Genomic DNA, 18,649 nt, shown 5'->3' with positions numbered 1-18,649 from the left:
TCATCATTCTACTCTACTTTATGCCGGAGCTGCTCCCGCTGATTGGGGATTTGCTTATCCGCACATCGCTATCCATGCCAGCAGCCAAAAAAATTAATCAATATTTAACCTGCGAATCGGTTGCAAAGGGGTATACACCGCATCATAGTTATAACTGATGGAAAATCCAGTATTCGGGGGGATTAGTAGCAATGGCCAAAAACTTTTTGAGAATTGCAGCGGTCTACTTCTGTATCGGGGTCATCATCGGGATTACGATGGGTATTGTGCAGGACTTCCGCTTGGCCTCAGTCCACGCGCACTTCAACCTGCTAGGCTGGGTGTCCATGGCGCTGTTCGGCCTCATCTACCACTTCTACCCGCAAGCGGCGGACACGAAGCTCGCCAAGACGCACTTCTGGCTGCACAACATCTGCCTGCCTTTAATGCAAGGCGGTCTTGCGGTCATGCTCCTGACGAACGATGAAAAAACACTTCTGCCTTTGGTCATCGTGAGCTCGCTGCTGCTGGTGATCGGGGTGCTGCTGTTCACCGTCAATTTGTTCCGCGCGCTGGCTTCCTCCTCGGCCAAGAAAGAACAGAACAACAGCATCGGCGCTTAAGTCTACATAAACTTATATAACGTAGCGCATAGCCAAGGGGTGCTTCGATGGATAACGCAAGCCATCGGGCACCCCCTTTTTTTATCTAACGAAAAGAAAAAGAACCCCTTGCGGGGTTCTTTCCTGACGGTGAATTGATTTTCGGCTATTACCATGAATCTTAAAGCTCGGTTCTTACCTAAGATACACTATGCAGTACGGATACTACATTAACGTTTCTGCGGCACAACCCCTCACTTCATTAGAGATTCAAAAACAACCTATTTGGAGTATTCGTTGTTTGGTTCAACGGAACGACACCTCTCTTTTCACCGTCGAAATATAGCATGTCCGGGAATGAAGAGGTCTATACCTGCATCTCCAAAAAAATTACTTCAGCGCTTTGTTGACCGCCTCGAGCACACGATCGCCTTGGAACGGCTTGACAACAAAGTCGCGCGCCCCCGCCTGAATCGCTTGGACAACCATCGCCTGCTGCCCCATCGCGGAGCACATGACGATCTTGGCCGAGGAATCCTGCTTCTTGATCGCCTTAACCGCTTCTACCCCTTCCATCTCGGGCATGGTGATGTCCATCGTAACGATATCTGGGCGCAGCTCCTGATATTTCTGAACGGCCACACGACCGTTCTCCGCTTCTCCAATGACTTCGTGTCCGCCTTTTTGCAAAATGTCCTTCAGCATCATCCGCATGAAGCCCGCATCATCCACTACTAAAATTTTAGCCATCGGTTATCCTCTCCCTTGCACACTTGAAATGCAAATTCCTAATACTTAAAACGATCGACCGAGCTGCTCAATCTCTCCGCGAGGTTGGACAGCTCTTGCGTAGCCGCGGCCGTCTCTTCCGCCGCTGCGGCCGCCTGTTCGCTGACGGAGGCGACGGATTCGATCGTATGCAGCACCTCGGACGCTTTGGACGCTTGCTCCACGCTGGAGGAAGCGATCTCCTCCACCTTCTGCGACGTCTCGTTGACCTTCGTCACGATGCTGTCAAACGATTGCCGCGTTTGCGCAAACTGCGACACGCCTTCGCCGACTGCCTGCACGCAGTTGGTCGTGCTCACCTGCATGCCGCCTATGATCGCCGCGATCTGCTTGGTCGCTTCCCCGCTTCGCTCCGCCAGCTTGCGCACCTCGTCGGCTACGACCGCAAACCCGCGGCCTTGCTCTCCCGCCCGTGCCGCTTCGATCGCCGCGTTGAGCGCAAGCAGATTGGTCTGCTCGGCGATGTCGTTGATCACTTCAATGATATTGCCGATCTGCTTCGAATCGCTCTCCAGCGAGGTCATTTGGCGATTCACCTGCTCCATCTTGTCAATGGAGAGCGTGATGATGCTCGTGCCTTCCTTGGCGATATGCACCGCTTCTTGAGACAATCCCTGGGCTTGCCCTGCGATCTGCGCGACCTGTTTAATCGAGCCCTCCAGGCTCTCGAACAGGTCCGCCATACTTCGGGCACGGTCCGCCTGATCGACGCTGCCCTTGGCCACTTCATCCGTGCTGGCCGTAATTTGCTGCGAGGACGAAGCCACACTGATCGAGGCGGCAGACACCTGCTCAATGGTGGCGGTTAACGACTCCAGCATTTCGTTCATATGCCGGGCCAGCGCGCCAAGCTCATCTTTGGATTGAACCTGCAGCCGAGGCCGGAAGTCGCCGTCGGACAGTTCCTTGACTACGTCCGTGATGTATACGATCGGGCGTGCAATGCTTCTGGCAAACACATAAGTCACCGCGAGCGACACAAGGATGACGATCAATGCCGTAATCAGCGTGGTTTGTTGCATCTTGGTAATCGGTTCTAGGATTTCCGCCTCCGGTACGGACATTTGAATGACAAACCCGTTTTTCGTTGTGCTGGCATAGCCGATTTTCTTTACACCTTGATATATGTAGGAATAGCTTGAGCTTTCGCCTTTTTTAGCGGATTCGAACGCACGGATGACTTCGGGAATCCCAAGATCGTATATGGTTTTCTTCATAACTAAGGAAGTATCCGGATGGCTGACAATCATCCCCTTGCTGTCCAGCAGGATGGCGTAGCCCGATTGGCCGATTTTGGCTGTGCTGACACTTTTGGTTGCGGCACTGATCTCGTAGCCCGCCGCGTAGAAGCCGAACGGCTTACCGTCCTTCATCAAAGGGGCTGCCAGCGAAATGATCAGCTTCGACGGATCCGACGGCGACGGATTCGGATCGCCAATCGCGGATTTGCCCTCTGCAATCAGCTTCAGGTAAGGCCGGGTGGAGATATCAATTCTTGCGCTGGATGCGCTGGAGAATGCATTCTTCCCGATCAAATCCAGTGAGAACGCCATGCCGCTGAATTCGGAATTGGCTTTTGCAAAAGCGATGGCCAGCTCCTTATGCTTCTCTTCATCCGCTCCGTAATTCTGCCCCAAATTAGCAGCGGTTTCCAGCTTCGCCAGCTTTTTCTGCAGCTCCTCGTCCATCTTTGAAACAATCGTTTCCGTCTTTAGCGCCAACTCTTTATCAATCTGTTGATGAAACAGTGCGGAGTTCGGAATAAACAATGCAAGCGACATCGAGACTACGATCACGAGCGAGATCACTAACGTCCTTATCATGAGGCGGGTAGCTAATTTTCGAAATGTAACCCTTTGAAACCACTGTACCATCGTTCCCAACATGGACCTCTCCTTTGGTTCTTCTTATCGACCGTTAATAAATGCCAGAAATCATAACCGAGTTATGCTCGGCCAGAGACAACACTTCTTGCGTATCCTCATATCGGATGACGGGACGCTGCATGTGGGTAGTGATGCTCATCACAACGGCTGAACGCCCGTCCTGCATCCTGATCCGCGTCCCAGGCATATAAGCGGGTACAGCTACGCTGAACGCTTGTACGACCTCGTGGACATACCGCGAGCCCGACAGCGACATGAGCCATTCCAGCACTTCATGCGGCGGGATCGTCATCTCGCTGAGCTTATTCTCGAACTGATTGGCGATGGAGCAGATTTGCGCCATCTCCAGATAGGCCGCACCTTGAATCCCCCTCGGGAAGCCGGAGCCGTCTACCGCTTCATGATGCTGAAACGCGATATGCGCCGACATGAGGTTAAATTCCCGATGCTTCTTGATCAGCTGAAAGCCTGCTTCGGGGTGCTCCGAATCGCTCGTTGCCAGCGCTTTGCCGATATCGTGGAGCAAACAGCCGACCGCAAGATCCCGAAGCTGCAATGCCGTATAGCCCCGCATGCGCCCGACGAGCAGCGACCAGATGGTAACATTGACGGCATGGGCGGATGGCGCGAGCTCCTCTGTGGCAGAGGCAACAGGCACCGGCAGCAGCACCGGCCGATGCTGAAGCTCGCTTAGCAGCTTGCCGGCCAAGTCGAACACCTGCTTGGGCACGATGGTGTTCTTGTCTTTGGCCTGCCGGTAGCAGCTTTGCAGCCCTTGCACCAAATCCATCCAGGACGGCATGTCCAGCAAATCATTAAGCGTAATGCCGGAGGATACTTCGTCTTCTACGATAAGCATGTGGATCCCCATCGCGTTCAGCCGGCTCACGATCGTCGGGTGAATCGTTCGACCCTCGGTCAGCAGCACTCGTCCCCTGCTGTCGTACACCGGCTGGGCCAGCGTCATGAGCCGCTCATCATACTCACTGATATGAATAATGCGTATGGAAATCGCCCTCTTTCTCCCGTCTAAACTTCAACCGCAGCCTTCAGCTGCGCTCAGCTGTACACCGTAAAATCAATGATATCCAGCAGATCCCCGCGAGCCCGGAACAAAAAGCCCCCGACACTCTCATTCAAGTTATTGCACGAGACGCCGATCGACAGCAGCAGCTTCTCCCGATAGAGCGAAATTGACATTTCATATCGGCTGTTGTACTGCTTCGCCACATCGAAGATGTTTGTTTTCTTAAAGTCCTCCGAGAGCGTCATGGTATACATCAGGTAGGGGTACGACTCTCCGATTTCAACGATGCGAAACGACTCCTGATAGCTGTTTACCCGTCGATTCCATTGATATCCGAATTCATACAGCACCGTCGCCTCCCATTCGCGCTCGAACTCCTGGAACAAGAGCATAATCTGGTCCCGGTAAAATTCACTTAATGTCAATTATTATCACCGCACTTCGAATAGTAGATTATTGGAAAAATGGTCGATTAATCAGGACTATCATATCGTATAGATATTAGATATTTGTTCTTAAATCTGTTAGATTTTGATATCACGCAGCCTAATAATTTGCTAACAAATCGGAAAAATTCGAGAAAAAGCATCGTTCATCCCGCTATACTTTGTTGAAATTGTGAGCAGCAAAAAAGCCGGACCGCCCCATGGCAGAACCCGGCTTCACGAGCCTTATTCCGATGGCAAAGGGACCCCGATGCCCGCGCGCACCGCTTCTCTCCAATAATAGGCGGCTACGCTGATATCGAAGACGGCCAGCCCCATCGGGCTGAAAAACACCGGCTCGCTCGCCTCATAATCGGCTAATGCATTTCGGAGCAGCACATCGGCGATCGTGCGCGTATTCTCCGCGAGTAAGCCGCGCTGAAGATGCAGTTCTTCGATATCCGTTCCCTCCCGGCATACCTCCTGCCAATCGTCGACGATGATGGCCCGGATGCCCTTGACGCTGCCGGGCTTATAATCCCGCAGTGAGACGTTCAGCAGCAGGGTGCCCGATGCCGGCGCCTCGTCGATATACCGCGCTTCCGACACCGTACAGGTGGCGAAAATATTCGATTCGCGGTACACCGTACGCCAATCTTGCCTTATCGTTGTGATCGCGCGCAAGGGCTGCGGTACAGTCTCGGGATCGATCCCCTTGATGTCGTACAAGGAGATCCGTTCGATTCGCTCGCCGACTAGGGCCGCGAGCATCTCCAGGTGCAGCCGGCCGATCGGCCCCCAGCCGATTATGCCGATGCGCAGCGGCACCTCTGGCCGGCGGGCTAGATAGGCGCGCACCAGCACCCCGCTGACGGCGGCCGTCCGCAGGCCGTTCAGCAGATTGCTGTGAAGGTACGCGAGCGGCCGGCCCGTGTCCGTCTCATTCAGCACGATGGTGTTATGCGCCCTCGGCAGCCCCTTCCGCCAATTGCGCGGATAGCTGGCAATCCACTTGATGCCGCACAAGTCCACCTCTCCGCCGACGAAGGCCGGCATGGCAATGATCCGGTTAACCGGCTCGCGGAACCGCAGGTAAGGCTTGATCGGCTGGGCATAATCTCCCCGGTCTACGGTGGCCACCGCCGACTCAATGATGCCGACCAGCGTAGGCCAGTCGATGCCGAGCTTCCGAATATGGCCGTCATTAAGGTACATCATGCTTCACTGCCTCCTCCACTACGTGCCGTGGGAAGGAAGCCCAGCTGGGCCTTCACCCACTCATCGTTGTACACCGTATTCATATAGCGCTCCCCCCGGTCAGGCAAAATGGCAACGCAGACCGCCCCCTTCGCGATCTCGGGACGGAGCTTCTCAATTGCCGCTAGGACGCCGCCGGAGGAGGCTCCCGCCAGGATCGACTCGCAGCGGACCAGATCGCGGCAGCCCTGCACGCAGTCCCGGTCGGACACATACACAATCCGATCGGCCACATCCGGGTGGTATAAGCCGGGCACGATGCCCGCTCCCAGACCGGGGAACTTCCTCGGCCCCTTCTCCCCGCCAAAAATGACACTGCCCGCTGCATCCACCGCCACCACGGTCGTAGCCCACCCACGGCTGCGGATATATTCCCGGCAGCCCCGGATCGTCCCGGTGGTGCTGACGCCGCAGAATAAGTAATCGACCCGGCCCAGCGCCTCGGCAATCTCCCGCATCGTCGTCTGGGCATGCGCCATGTAGTTGTCCGGGTTGGCATATTGATTCGTCCAGTAGCTGTTCGGAATCGTCCGCAGCAGCTCGCCGACCCGCCGGATGCGCGCCGGTAGAAACTCTCCTGTCGCCGGGTCCGGCTCGCTCACCAGGTCAATCTCCGCATGATAGCTGCGGATGATTTGCTTGTGCTGCTCGGTCGTTCGCGGGTCCACGACGCAGATGAAGCGAATCCCCAAGTAGCAGCAGATTTGCGCCAAGCTGATCGCGAGGTTGCCCGAGCTGGATTCGATGACGACCGAGCCACTCGTGACCTCGCCCCTGCGAATCGCCTCGCGCAGCATGACCAAGGCCGGCCTGTCTTTGGCGCTGCCCCCCGGATTCATCCCCTCCAGCTTGCCGTAAACCGCAAAGTCGTCCTGCCCGAACAAGCGCTCCAGCCGAACCAGCGGAGTCTGGCCGATAGCCCCAAAGATCCCGCGTTCAAGATTCATGGCGATGACGGCCCCCTTGTTTCATAAAAAATTTTTTTATTTTTTACGGTGCTCCGATGAGACGAATCATCAAACGTGCCGCCAATCAAGCGAATCTCGCCCAGCATGCGGCCGCGAATCATTTCGCCGATCTCAGGGATCCGGTCCGTCAGGTCCCGCTGGATCGCTTGAAGCAGTGCATCCGTCAGCTTGGGGCTGTAGACATACACCGTCAGCGCGTTGCCCGCCACCTTCACGCGCACGCTCGCCTCGCTCAGATGACGGAAGACGACGTCTTCAATATCGTAGAGACTGATTTTCTCCCCATGCTTCAGCTCCGAACCGATCCGCTTCACGATGCTTTGGAAGCTTTGCCGCAGCACGCCGTCCACCACGATTGGCCGCAAATCGCGCACGACGTCGTACGTCACAAAGCGCAGCGAGGGGAACAAATCCCGTACCAGCGACGTCAGCACCAGTACCCGCTCGTCCTCCGCCAGCGGTTCGATGCCTTCCTCCAGCGCCTCCGCCGCCACGCCCTCGGCGAGTACCCCGTCCGCCAGCAAGTACCTGCCGTGCGCATGCGAATAATAGGCGATCGTGCCGATCTCGATCGAGCCGTACGTATCGGTGATATGCTCCGCACCGATGCCAAGCCGCTCGGCCGCTCGCTGCCTCCACGCCGGGGAAGCGATTTCGCCGACCAGGATGACGTCGCGAATGCCGTACCCCGCCGGGTCGGGCGACGCAAGCAGGATGCGGTCCAGGATCGACGGCATCGTGTAAAGCAGGTGCGGCCTGCACTCCGCCAGCCGCTCCAAATGATGCTCGATCGGCAGCTGGAACGAGACCGCTTCCGCCTTCAGCCCTAGCTGCCGGAATACGGCCAGCGACGTGGCTGCGGCATGGCCGGTGCCCATGTCCGCCAAGGCGGTGCTCGCTCCGGAGCGCTTCACCAGCTCGGCGAACACCCTGGTCTTCACCTGCAGGTACCTCGCTTCGTCTTTCTCCGAGTAATAGATCGTTTTTCGCCGGCCCGAGCTTGTTCCGGACGTCTGGTAGCGGTACAGCTCCGGCCGATGCTCGAAGGGCGGCACCGCGGTGTAGTAAAATGTCTCCAGCACCCCGGCCGTGATGAGCGGGAAGCTCTCCAAAGCGCCGCCTGTCCTCTCATCCCCATTTCCGCTGCCCGCTGCTTGGCTCGCTCGCCATTCCGAATACCAAGGGAAATGCTCCTCCATCTGCCGCACTTTAAGCTGAAGCACCTCTGATTCCGACACCGGTATCCCTCCCGTTGGCTACCCGGTCCATGCCATGAGTCGTTCGCCGTCCGCTGCCAATCTCGTTTTAATAACAAAATATGTCATCCGCCAAGATTTGCATGGAGTATTCACCTAGTCGGGGGAAAATTCGTAGGTTATAGCAGGGATCTTGCAACTGATGACAGGGGGGACGCGCATTGGGGTGTGATTGTAAACGATGTAAACGTATCTCAAGCAAGCTGAAAAAACACGTCGTGCTGCTGCGCGATCGGCAGCTTTCGGACTACGTACCATCTACGCTCAGGCTGACTCGCGGGAGCTTCAGGAGCATGCTGAATCGCTATGGCATGGTCTATATTAAGCCGGTCACCGGCTCGCTGGGAATCGGGGTCATGAGGGTGGAGAAAAAGGGGCGGACGTACCGTTACAAAAGCGGTCTGCGTACCCGTGCCTTCCGCTCCTTCACGCGGATGTACCGCTCCGTCGAACCGAGCATTCGGCGCAAGCGCTATCTGGTGCAAAAGGGCATTCATGTGCTGAAGTATCAGGGGCGCCCCTTTGACTTTCGCGTGGTGATGCAAAAAAATCCGAATCGGCAGTGGGAATGGACCGGGACGGCGGCCCGCGTCGCTCATCCGGGCAAGGTCGTCACGAACGGGAGCCAAGGCGGAACGATCTATCCCGCCCAGCGGCTGCTCCGGTCGTTGGCCGGGAAACGCAAGGCTAGTACGCTGATGCACCACATGACCCGTTTAGGGAGGCTGACCGCCAGACAGTTCGGCCAAGCTTTCCCGGCGATGAATGAGCTCGGACTCGACATCGCCATCGATCGCCGTTTTAAGCCGTGGATTCTGGAGGTCAATACGAGCCCCGATCCTTGCCCGTTCACCAAGCTGGATGACCGCTCGATGCTCCGGCGCATGGTCCGCTACGCCAAGGCGTACGGCAAGGTCTATAACTTGACCTGCAACAAAGCGAAAAAAGCGCCCGGCCCGCGAAAATAACATACAAAGAGCCCAAGCGGCACGGTATCCGTGACCCCTTGGGCTCTTGTATGTTTTAGGCTTTGCGGTAATCGCTGGCGCGCGTAATCTCGGATCCCGGAACCGGTTCTAGCCGATCACGGCGTACCAATGACAGCTACGGCGTTTGGACGAGGACATTCCTACTACACCTCTTAGACCGGGCTGCAGGGCTGCCCCTTCATTTGAAATTGGTTGATCTCCCGAAGGACGGCCCGCAGCTTCTGATCCGTCTCGATCAATAACGGCTCCAGCTGCTGATGATCGTTTTGTATCGCGTACTGCAGCTCTTCCGCCGTCTCCGAGAGCCGATACGCTCCGATATTCGCTGCGACGCCTTTGAGCGTGTGCGCCAGCCTCACCGCTTGGTCCAGGTCGCCGCAGAATAGCGCCTCCCGCACCTCGCTTACGATTTCGGAATGCAGCTTCTCGAAGGTGTTTAAAATTTGCTCGTACAGCTTCAGATTGCCGCCAATGCGCCGAACCGCGTCCTCCACCTGCAGCGCCGGCTCCGAAACTTCCGGCTGTTCGGGCTGCTCGGCCGACGGCTCGCTCGGAGCTGCGGTGAGGGAGGACGAGGTCTGAATTAAGCGCTGCAGGACGCTCAATAATTGGATGGGGTCAAACGGCTTCGTTATATAAGCATTCATCCCCGCAGCCAGCACCTGCTCCTCCACTCCCTTCATCGCGTCGGCCGTCATGGCGATGATCGGAATCTCTTTTCCGTAGGGGAGCGTTCGAATGATTCTTGTCGCCTCGTACCCGTCCATATGCGGCATCTGCAAATCCATCAAAATGGCGTCATACGGCCGACGCTCAACGCATTCCACCGCCTCCATGCCATTGTCCGCCACATCGACATGCATCGCCGCCTCCTTCAGCAGCTCCTTGGCCACCAGCTGATTGATCTCGTTATCCTCAACCAGCAGGATGGACGCATCGTGGAGCATCGCGAACTTATCCAGCTGCTCGCGATCTTGTCCGCCGCTCACGCCGGAGGACGCCGGCGTATGCAGCAGGTCCACCACTTTGTCGTACAGCTGCGACTGGCTGATCGGGTAGTGCAGCACATGCTCGATGCCATGAGACTGCGTTTGCGCTTGCAGCTCGGGCTCATGATAGGCGCTGATCAGCACCATCGCCTGCGAGATCGCCGCACCGAACTCCGAGCGGATCTGCTCGGCCAGGCCGATCGCATCGGCCGCTTGCAGCTTCCAATCGAGCAGAATCAGATCATACCGGCCGTACCGGGTCAACTGCTCGATGGCTCTGAGGCCGGAATCGGCCACGCTGACGATGAACTGCAGCTGCTCCAGCTGCCCCTTGAGCACCTGCTGCATTTCGTCATTGTCGCAGACGAGCAGCACGCGCAGAAACTTGGCTGAAGACGGCTTGTGGACGCTGGTCAGGATGCTGTACGTGTAGCCAAACGACGCGGTGAAGGAGAAGCAGCTGCCCTCGCCTTCGGTGCTTTCCGCTTGAATCGATCCGCCCATCAGCCGCACCAGTTTTTTGCTAATGACCAGTCCCAGACCCGTCCCGCCGTACTTGCGCGTCGTCGACATATCCGCTTGGGAGAAGCCGCGAAACAGCAGCTTATGCTGCTCCGGCGACATTCCGATTCCCGTATCCCTCACTTCAAAGCGCAGCAGCACACCCTGCTCGTTCTTGGAGACCACCTCGACGGCGATGGACACCATGCCCTCCTGCGTAAATTTCACCGCATTGTTCGATAAGTTGAGCAGCACCTGATTCAAGCGAAACGGATCGCCCTTCAGCATTTGCGGCACGTCCGGTTGAATGGAGAAATGCAGCTTAAGTCCTTTATCGTACGCTTTGAACCCAATCATATTGGAGATGTTGTCGAGCACCTCATACAAGTCAAAGTCGATTTGCTCCATGACGATTTTGTTGGCCTCGATTTTGGAGAAGTCGAGAATGTCGTTGATGATGGTCATTAAGCTTTTGGCGGAAGAAATCGTCTTGTCTACGTATTCCCTTTGCTGCGGATTCAGCTCTGTTTGCTGCAGCAAATAATTCAACCCGATGACCGCATTCATAGGCGTGCGAATTTCGTGACTCATATTGGCCAAAAACTCGCTCTTCGCACGGTTGGCCGCTTCCGCCGCTTCCTTCGCCTCCGCTAGCAGGGCATTGTTGGTCTCCAGCTGAATCGTGCGCTGCTCCACCAGCTCCTCCAGATGCGCCTTGTAGTGGTAAAGGGCTTGCTCCGCCTGCTTCTGTTCGGTCACATCGATTCCGGTGCAGATCGCTCCCGTAACCACACCCTCTGCGTTAACCAAGAGCGTATTGCTCCAATCGATACTGCGAATGTCCCCGGTACGGGTCACAATCTGGTTCGCCGATTTCTCATGGCCGCCAAGCGGCATGCCTCCCATCACCGCCAAAAAGGTGCGGCAGCATTCGCTTTGGAGCCCGCCCACGACGAAATTCTCATACCAATGCTTACCGATCAGCTCCGCTTCCTCATAGCCGAGCAGGCTGCATCCCCGGTCGTTGAGCATATTGATCCGGCCCTGCGAATCAAGCACGACGATCAGCACTTCTACAACGTCCAAATATTGCTGTACCTTCTCTTTTTCCAGCAGCAGCTCGCGGTTGACGAATTCCATCCGTTCTTTGGCCGCTGCCAGCTCCCGAGCTTGAAGCACATGGCTGTACATCTCGGTCATGCGCAGATACATCTGGTTCAATTCGAACAGCAGCGCCGCCAGCAGAATGCTCGCGCACATAAAGCTATTCAGCTTCGACATGTACCAGCCGATGCTGAAGCGTTGGCTGGTAATATAGACGGACAGCAAAATGTCCAGCAGGGAGGCCAGCAGGGTAACGATCAGCCAGAGGTTGACCACCGTGCTGCCGCGCGTCATCCGGAGCAGTCCCACCAGGGCGACGATGTTGAACAAGACGGAGACCAGCCCCGGGCCATAAGCAAACAAGGACGTGGCATGGTTGGCCTGTACAATCTCAGGCAGCAGCCCGCTGAAGTAGCTGGTATAAAAGGTGAGGACGCTTACAAGCCCTAACGTGAACAGCAGCATATAGATGGTCCAAACCCGCGTCTGCCGCTGGCTCAGCTGAGCATCTCTCCATCGAGAGCGGGTGGAAAGCAGCAGATAGATACAGATGTGCAGCGCGAAGCCCCCGTGCCAAATGCAATACAGCCATGGCGATGTCTGCGCCCCGGCATGCAGCAGCAAGCCCTCCGAGAACAGCTTGGGGAAGGTCAAGACGTAGGCGCTTGCCGTAAACGCAGCAAACAAATACGCCGAGGCCAGGACAAGCAGGGCCGGAGAGCGGTTAATCCGAAATTGATTCATCAAAATGAACGACGTAATGAGCTGAAAGCTGATGATGATGAAGAGCACGGTCGGCAGAAAAGCCGGGGCCTCCGCGATCACCTGACCTGCAAACGGTATGGTGAACATGAACACGAGAATCAGAAAGGTACTTACGAGAATCGCATATTTTCGCTGGGTAGGCGTCGCCTGGTACGTCATCAGTGTAAGCGGTTCGCCAAAGCGGCTATCCTGCATAGACAAGGTGCTTCCTTCCTCTCACAAATCAAGATCAATAGGTTGTTAGTAACAATATTCGATATTGTTCTACTTTTTTCCTGTTTTTGTACAAAAAACAGGCCGTACATCGCTAAGATGCACGGCCTGTTCGAAATAATCTGTTACTTCAACGGGCTCTTCTGCTCTTCCCAGAAAACGTCCCATTTGCTGAGGGTTTCTTGCACGGTGGCTCGCCCAAGCAGCATAGCTTGTCCCGTGTCCATGGACTCCTTGGCCCATTGTGCCAGGCCTTGATACTGAAACGGCGGCTTGAAATGGAGGAACGTATCCGTCTTTTGGGTCATCTCGAGCAGCGTCTTGTAGGGCCCCGATTGAAAATAGGGATCGTAAGCCGCCGAGGTATGAATCGGAATCAAGCCATAGTTTTTGGAAAACGAGATGTTCTGCTCCGGGCTGGAAAGAAATGTGATGAGTTTCCAGGCTGCCGCTTTGTTCTTGGACGCCGCGGCAATGCCCCATCCCGCGCCTCCGGCGGTAATGAGCGATTTGCCGGTTGGACCCAGCGGCATCGGGGCGGTGGCCCAAGTGTCCGGCTTCATCTTGTCTTGAATCGTCTGGATGACGTCCGGATCCTGCAGCAGCATTCCGGTTACGCCGGAGATGAACGCCTGCACCTGCTCTTGAAAGCCCCAATAGACGGAATCCGGCGGAGAGGCGTCCTGATACAGCTTCAAATATAATTCTGCCGCTCTCTGCGCTTCCGGAGACGAATAGATCGTGGTGCCGTCCTTGAGAAACTGTCCATCCTCCAGATTGACCTTCTCCCCGTTAAAGGCGAGCACCATCGAATCGATCACGGCAATCGAGCCGGGGCCCCCGCGGAAGGAGAAGCCGTACCGGTTCTGCGCGGCGTCCGTCAGCTTCTTCCCCGTTTCGTACAGCTCCTGCCACGTGGTGGGCGGCTGCAAGCCCTTGGCCTCCAGCCAGTCCTTGCGGTAAAACAGCTGCCGTTGATACAGGCCGTTGGCGATAAAATACAGCTGCCCGCCTGCTGAGCCGATCGATTCTGCAACCGGTCCGACCGTGGCATAGTCCGGCCAATGCGCTGCGAACGCATTCAAAGGCTCCAAATACCCGCTGTACGAGAGGCTCGCAATGTTGTTGTCCCTCACCTCCAGCACGTCGAGATCCTGCTTCGCAGAGAGCATGGCCCGGATCGTACTGTCCGCCTGATCGAACGGGGGCGAGATGAGCACGACCTTAATGCCCGGATTCCGGCTCTCGAATTTGGCAATCATTTCGCTTAGGAGCGCCGTTCGCTTCGGATTGGTCAAGCTCTCCATCATTTGCAGCGTAATCTTCTTGTCCGAGTCGATACCCGAAGCTGGTGGCGCCTCCGGCGCCTTCTCATAGCCGTCTTGGCTGCTGCAGCCCGCATCCACCGCCAGCGCCATGAGCGCTGCGATGGATAAAGACCACAACCATCTCCCCTTCAGTCTCCTCATGCCTCTCCCCTTCCTCCGCCAACGGCTTTGCCGGACCAATAATACACTTTGCGCTTCTCTAACAGCTCGGCAAACGCCCGAGCAGGTAGCGGCTGGCTGAAGATATACCCCTGCACATCGTCACACCGATACCCGTTCAAAATATGCACCTGCTCCAACGACTCCGCTCCCTCTGCGGTCACCTGCAAGCCCAAGCTATGCGCCATCACAATAATCGCCGCGACGATCTCGCGCTCTTTGGCGTTCGACACCATATCATCCAGGAACGACTTATCGATTTTAAGCCGGTGAATCGGGAAGTGCTTCAAATAATTTAACGAAGAATACCCGGTGCCAAAATCATCGATTGAGATGTTCACGCCCATATCCCATAACGCTTGCAGCGTCCGAATGACCTGCTCCACATCGTGCATGGCGATTGATTCCGTGATCTCCAGCTCCAGATACTGTGGGCTCAGCCCTGTTTCACGTAAGATGCGGGCTATGGTATCGACGATCTCAGCGTGCTGAAACTGATGGATCGACAGGTTGACGGCTACCTGAACCTTCGGCAGGCCGGCGTCCTGCCAAGCCTTGTTCTGCTTGCAGGCGGTATATAAGACCCATTCGCCAATGGGCACAATGAGCCGCGATTCTTCAGCTACCGGGATGAATACCTCAGGCGACACGAGTCCCCGCTCCGGGTGGCGCCAGCGAAGAAGCGCTTCGATCCCGCCTACCATCCCCGTCTCCAGCCCGATCTGCGGCTGATAATGCAGCAGAAATTCCTTGCGCTCCAGCGCCAGGCGCAAATCCCGCTCCAGGGCCAGCCTCTCATAAGTCTTCTTGGCCATCGCGGTATTGTAGAACTGGTAGCTGCTCCGGCCGTTTTCCTTCACGCTGTACATGGCCGTATCGGCGTTCTTGATTAAAGTCGGGACATCCAGCCCATCCTCCGGAAATCGGCTGATGCCGATGCTGACGTTGACGCTGAGCTCTTTCTCGTGATACAGGACGGGCTGCTGAATCCACGCCATAATTTGTTCGACGATCGGCCTGAGCTCCTCTTTCCTGCCTACGCAATCAGGGATTAGAATGAGAAACTCGTCCCCGTCAAACCGGGCGATCGTGCAGCTGCTGCCGAGGCCCAGCTTTAATCGGCGCGCCACTTCCTTGAGCATCTGATCTCCGGCCGCATGTCCGAACGTATCGTTGATCAGCTTAAAGCGGTCCAAATCCATGAACAGCACGGCAAACGGCTGCGTCGGCTGCGCCCCGCTAATCTCACGCTCCATGGCTTCGTAAAACAGCTTGCGATTCGCCAGATCGGTCAGGTGATCATGATATGCCATATAGCGGATGTTCAGCTCATTGCGCCGCCGCTGCATGAAATAGTTGAACAGCATAATGACAACCGTGATGCCGGCCAGGCTGATCAGCATCGTATTGCGGATCCGCGTCGTGTCCTTCGCCACCTCCGTGACCGGTATTACCGCTTCGACCAGCCATCCGGTCGTCGCCATTCGTCCCGCCACCACCAGCTGCTTGCTGCCATTCCAGCTGACCATGCCGCTCTCCGCCGTATTGTCGCGAGCCGTCCCATGCGCAGTGAGTCCAGGCATCAGCGCAATGTGGTACTCGTCCTCCTCAGCCTCCCGCTTCGCCGTACTCAGCAGCCGATTCGCCGCTGTCAGCATGACCATTTCTCCGCTGTCTCCGAGCTTAATCTCGGCGAGCGTATCATTCAGCACACTCGTATTGATCTCCGCGAGCAGCATGTACTTGATACCGGAGTCCAGCTTCATGAGCCGGCTGACGGCAAAGGAGGACTGGCCTGACCGGGAATAGCCGGCCTTTCTCGTTTCCAGCCAGACGCACTCGCCATCCGCTGCAATGACCTTCTGGAACCAGGCCTCGGTTCGGTAATTCTTGGATTCAGGGCTAAAGGCGCTCGTCGATATTTCATTCGATGCGGGATCTAGGGGGATGATATGAACATTGCGAATATCGCCGTTGCTAAAAAACCGGATGGACAAGCTTTCAGCAATTTTGCGGGAGGCTGTAAATCTCTCCAGGGGGCTGCTCTCTTTCTCTCCGTAGGTTTGCAGCTGATCGAGGATCGTCCGGTCGGTAATTACCGTGTAGGTCAGGTTCTGGTAATTGCGGATCATCCGATCCAAGCTGTCCACCGTCTGAACCACCGTCTGCTTCGTCGTCAGGTCCACCTTGTCCGACAGCATTTGATTGGAGTGGGAATACAGCAGCAGACTTGCTCCGATCACCAATACGCCTGAGCAAATCACATATACTATTAAGAGCCTCCATCCGCCTGATGGGATCCACCGATCTATGCGAACGTTTCCGCGAGCCGAGCTCCACTTCGCTGTCTGCTCATGAAAGAAGACTCGTAACCGTTTCAAACTGTATCGCCGCCTTTATCTATTAAGTTGAACGCTAGTCCATTAGCCTCATCTCTACTATGAGCATACAAAAAATGTATTAGGTAACTTTTAGCATAAGTGTTTGGTTTGAAAAAAATAATTTTAGCGTCCCTTGCTTCAGCAGCGGACAATGCAAAAAGTCCTGCCGAAGGATTTCGACAGGGCTACTTTCGCACTATTCCCTTAGTCTTTGCGGATAAAGCGCTGCAGCATGCTGTATAGCTCGATCGGATCGAACGGCTTCGTGATGTATCCGTTCATCCCTGCGGCCAGCACCTGCTCCTTGACGCCCTTCATCGCATCGGCGGTCATCGCGATAATCGGGACACTGCCGCCTGCGGCTAATGTTCGGATCGCCCGCTTGTCCAGCTTAAAGGTAAACCCCGGCTGCATGCGAAGCATATGGAGCATCTCTTGCTCGACTTGGGCGATTTTATGTTTATAATGCTTATTGCGAATTAAATAGTAGAGGAGACTTGCGATCAATACCGCATAGCAGGCTTGATAAATAATATAGGTCGTGACCGCTTCAAGCGTGATCTGACCGACTAACCATAAGCAAAGGTAATAATAGATGAGGAGAAAGGAAGCTCCTGCCGCCCATTGGGTCCATTACCCTCGGCAATACCGATAAAAAAGGCCGGTGCCCAGCGCTGCGGTAATGCCAATCGCCATCTGCACGTAGCCGATCGCCCCTTCCTTCAGAAAGCGCCCGATATATACAACCGCCAGCTCGGCTAATGCCGAGACAGGCCCGCCAAAGTAAGCGGCCAGCATCAAAGCAATGCCTCTGAGATTAAACGGTGCGTTTGTGGTTTACGTTGATGCTGAGAAACAGCAGTCCGACCCCTAAGACCCCGAACAGTGCGCCGATATAGATTTTTTGGGCAATGGACGGCTCCGGTCCCTGCTGCTCGCGAATGACAAACGGAGAAACGAAAAAAAGAAACACACCTATGATTACAAAATTAAGGATTAAGTCCTTGAGCAGAGCGATCACCATCCGAAAGACAATATACTCTTCCATACTAACACCCCTTCCGGTGTATTGTAAGAGGGTTGTCTGGAAATGAGGCATTTTGTCGAAAAATAGTATAATGTGGGATAAAAAAAGCACCCGGACGGGTGCTCTCTCCTGTATTTGTTTGACTTGCGGTCCGACCGGCTCTACACCCGATAGGTGTCGCCTCGCCATTGCTTGATCGCCTTTTTGATGTCCTCCGGGCTTAAATTTTGCTCGGCCGCCCGCTTACTCAGCTCCGGCAGCTCCGCGTCGCCGGCAAAGCGCAGCGCGGTAATCTGGCCCATGGACAGCTTGGAATCCAGCAGCTTGCCGGACAGGACGTAGTGCCGCAAATTTTCCTCCGCGCGAATCGCTCGGTCCTGCGCCTTCAATGGATACGATCTCAGCAGGATGAAGGTGACCAGCATAAAGAGGACGATGAACAGAAATAAAACGGAGGTTAAGCCGAACCCTTCCTTCACGATGTAAACCACCACGCTGACCAGGCTAAGCAGTACCATCAAGCTTAAGAAGTAATGATACACCGGATGCATTCGACGATGATTCGCAAGATTTTGTTCCACGATAGAACCTCCAATTGGGATATAATGGGGATAATTACCTGCCTAGCTTAACCATAATGATAATAAAATCCGAAGTCAAGCGGACCAAATTCACTACAACAAAGGAGCATAACTCATGTGCCGTAATATCAAAACGTTATTCAACTTCGATCCGCCGGCGACCGACGCCGAAATCTGGGCCGCCTCGCTCCAATTCGTGAGAAAAATTTCAGGCTACACCGCGCCTTCGAAGGCCAACGAAGAAGCCTTTAATCAGGCGGTCAAGGAAGTGGCCGTGGCGGCGCGTCAGCTGCTCGACTCGCTGGTGACGCAGGCGGAGCCGCGCAATCGCGAGATCGAGATCGAACGCGCCCGCGTCCGTTCAGCCAAACGGTTCGGCACAGGCCAGGAGTAACGAGAGGCTGGCCCCACCCGGGCGCCCGT

General features: G+C 55.6%; 17 protein-coding genes. 3 read left to right on the top strand and 14 right to left on the bottom strand.

Annotation, left to right across the window (positions count from 1 at the left end):
• The first annotated feature begins 191 nt into the window (after window positions 1–191).
• Window positions 192–602: a cbb3-type cytochrome c oxidase subunit I gene (locus FPZ49_RS13690; protein WP_144847524.1), complete on the top strand. Its 411-nt coding sequence runs from the start codon at window positions 192–194 to the stop codon at window positions 600–602.
• A gap of 369 nt (window positions 603–971) precedes the next feature.
• Here FPZ49_RS13690 and FPZ49_RS13685 read toward each other — a convergent pair whose 3' ends face one another.
• The 7 genes from FPZ49_RS13685 to FPZ49_RS13655 form a co-directional block, all read right to left on the bottom strand.
• The gene (locus FPZ49_RS13685; RefSeq protein WP_144847523.1) at window positions 972–1,331 is read right to left on the bottom strand and encodes a response regulator; all 360 of its coding nucleotides are present in this window, start codon (window positions 1,329–1,331) and stop codon (window positions 972–974) included.
• Between the two features lie 38 nt (window positions 1,332–1,369).
• Complete coding sequence (locus FPZ49_RS13680; RefSeq protein WP_144847521.1) at window positions 1,370–3,256, bottom strand: methyl-accepting chemotaxis protein; 1,887 nt, start codon at window positions 3,254–3,256, stop codon at window positions 1,370–1,372.
• A 31-nt stretch (window positions 3,257–3,287) separates the two neighbouring features.
• Window positions 3,288–4,223, bottom strand: a complete 936-nt coding sequence (locus FPZ49_RS13675) for an HD-GYP domain-containing protein (protein WP_144847520.1) — start codon at window positions 4,221–4,223, stop codon at window positions 3,288–3,290.
• A gap of 92 nt (window positions 4,224–4,315) precedes the next feature.
• Window positions 4,316–4,708: a hypothetical protein gene (locus tag FPZ49_RS13670; RefSeq protein WP_144847518.1), complete on the bottom strand. Its 393-nt coding sequence runs from the start codon at window positions 4,706–4,708 to the stop codon at window positions 4,316–4,318.
• 246 nt (window positions 4,709–4,954) lie between these two features.
• Entirely contained in the window at window positions 4,955–5,926 is a 972-nt protein-coding gene (locus FPZ49_RS13665; RefSeq protein ID WP_144847516.1) for a 2,3-diaminopropionate biosynthesis protein SbnB, read from the bottom strand.
• Window positions 5,923–6,912, bottom strand: a complete 990-nt coding sequence (sbnA, locus tag FPZ49_RS13660; RefSeq protein WP_144847515.1) for a 2,3-diaminopropionate biosynthesis protein SbnA — start codon at window positions 6,910–6,912, stop codon at window positions 5,923–5,925. Before sbnA ends, FPZ49_RS13665 begins: the two co-directional genes overlap by 4 nt.
• Window positions 6,909–8,171, bottom strand: a complete 1,263-nt coding sequence (locus tag FPZ49_RS13655) for a CoF synthetase (RefSeq protein ID WP_144847513.1) — start codon at window positions 8,169–8,171, stop codon at window positions 6,909–6,911. Before FPZ49_RS13655 ends, sbnA begins: the two co-directional genes overlap by 4 nt.
• Before the next feature lie 179 nt (window positions 8,172–8,350).
• Here FPZ49_RS13655 and FPZ49_RS13650 point away from each other — a divergent pair, with 179 nt between their 5' ends.
• Window positions 8,351–9,157, top strand: a complete 807-nt coding sequence (locus tag FPZ49_RS13650) for a YheC/YheD family protein (RefSeq protein ID WP_144847511.1) — start codon at window positions 8,351–8,353, stop codon at window positions 9,155–9,157.
• Window positions 9,158–9,330: 173 nt separating this feature from the next.
• Here FPZ49_RS13650 and FPZ49_RS13645 read toward each other — a convergent pair whose 3' ends face one another.
• The 7 genes from FPZ49_RS13645 to FPZ49_RS13615 all read right to left on the bottom strand — a co-directional run bounded on the left by FPZ49_RS13645 (window position 9,331) and on the right by FPZ49_RS13615 (window position 18,226).
• A complete protein-coding gene (locus FPZ49_RS13645; protein WP_261381397.1) occupies window positions 9,331–12,732 on the bottom strand; it encodes a response regulator in 3,402 nt (1,133 codons plus the stop codon).
• Window positions 12,733–12,875: 143 nt separating this feature from the next.
• Window positions 12,876–14,219, bottom strand: a complete 1,344-nt coding sequence (locus FPZ49_RS13640) for an ABC transporter substrate-binding protein (RefSeq protein WP_261381393.1) — start codon at window positions 14,217–14,219, stop codon at window positions 12,876–12,878.
• The gene (locus tag FPZ49_RS13635) at window positions 14,216–16,618 is read right to left on the bottom strand and encodes a bifunctional diguanylate cyclase/phosphodiesterase (protein WP_144847507.1); all 2,403 of its coding nucleotides are present in this window, start codon (window positions 16,616–16,618) and stop codon (window positions 14,216–14,218) included. The genes FPZ49_RS13640 and FPZ49_RS13635 overlap by 4 nt, the downstream gene beginning before the upstream one ends.
• A 204-nt stretch (window positions 16,619–16,822) precedes the next feature.
• Complete coding sequence (locus FPZ49_RS13630) at window positions 16,823–17,041, bottom strand: response regulator (RefSeq protein ID WP_222429907.1); 219 nt, start codon at window positions 17,039–17,041, stop codon at window positions 16,823–16,825.
• 210 nt (window positions 17,042–17,251) lie between these two features.
• The gene (locus FPZ49_RS13625) at window positions 17,252–17,416 is read right to left on the bottom strand and encodes a hypothetical protein (protein ID WP_186445812.1); all 165 of its coding nucleotides are present in this window, start codon (window positions 17,414–17,416) and stop codon (window positions 17,252–17,254) included.
• A 19-nt stretch (window positions 17,417–17,435) separates the two neighbouring features.
• Window positions 17,436–17,666, bottom strand: a complete 231-nt coding sequence (locus FPZ49_RS13620) for a hypothetical protein (protein WP_144847501.1) — start codon at window positions 17,664–17,666, stop codon at window positions 17,436–17,438.
• A gap of 140 nt (window positions 17,667–17,806) precedes the next feature.
• On the bottom strand, window positions 17,807–18,226 hold the full coding sequence (locus tag FPZ49_RS13615) for a DUF6526 family protein (RefSeq protein WP_261381392.1): 420 nt from the start codon (window positions 18,224–18,226) through the stop codon (window positions 17,807–17,809).
• Between the two features lie 115 nt (window positions 18,227–18,341).
• Here FPZ49_RS13615 and FPZ49_RS13610 point away from each other — a divergent pair, with 115 nt between their 5' ends.
• Entirely contained in the window at window positions 18,342–18,620 is a 279-nt protein-coding gene (locus FPZ49_RS13610; RefSeq protein WP_144847499.1) for a DUF2277 domain-containing protein, read from the top strand.
• Window positions 18,621–18,649: the final 29 nt, after the last annotated feature.

This window comes from Paenibacillus cremeus (assembly GCF_007786445.1).
Lineage (GTDB): Bacteria > Bacillota > Bacilli > Paenibacillales > NBRC-103111 > Paenibacillus_G > Paenibacillus_G cremeus.
Note: the sequence above shows the minus strand (reverse complement) of the source record. Positions and strands in the feature narration are given on the sequence as shown.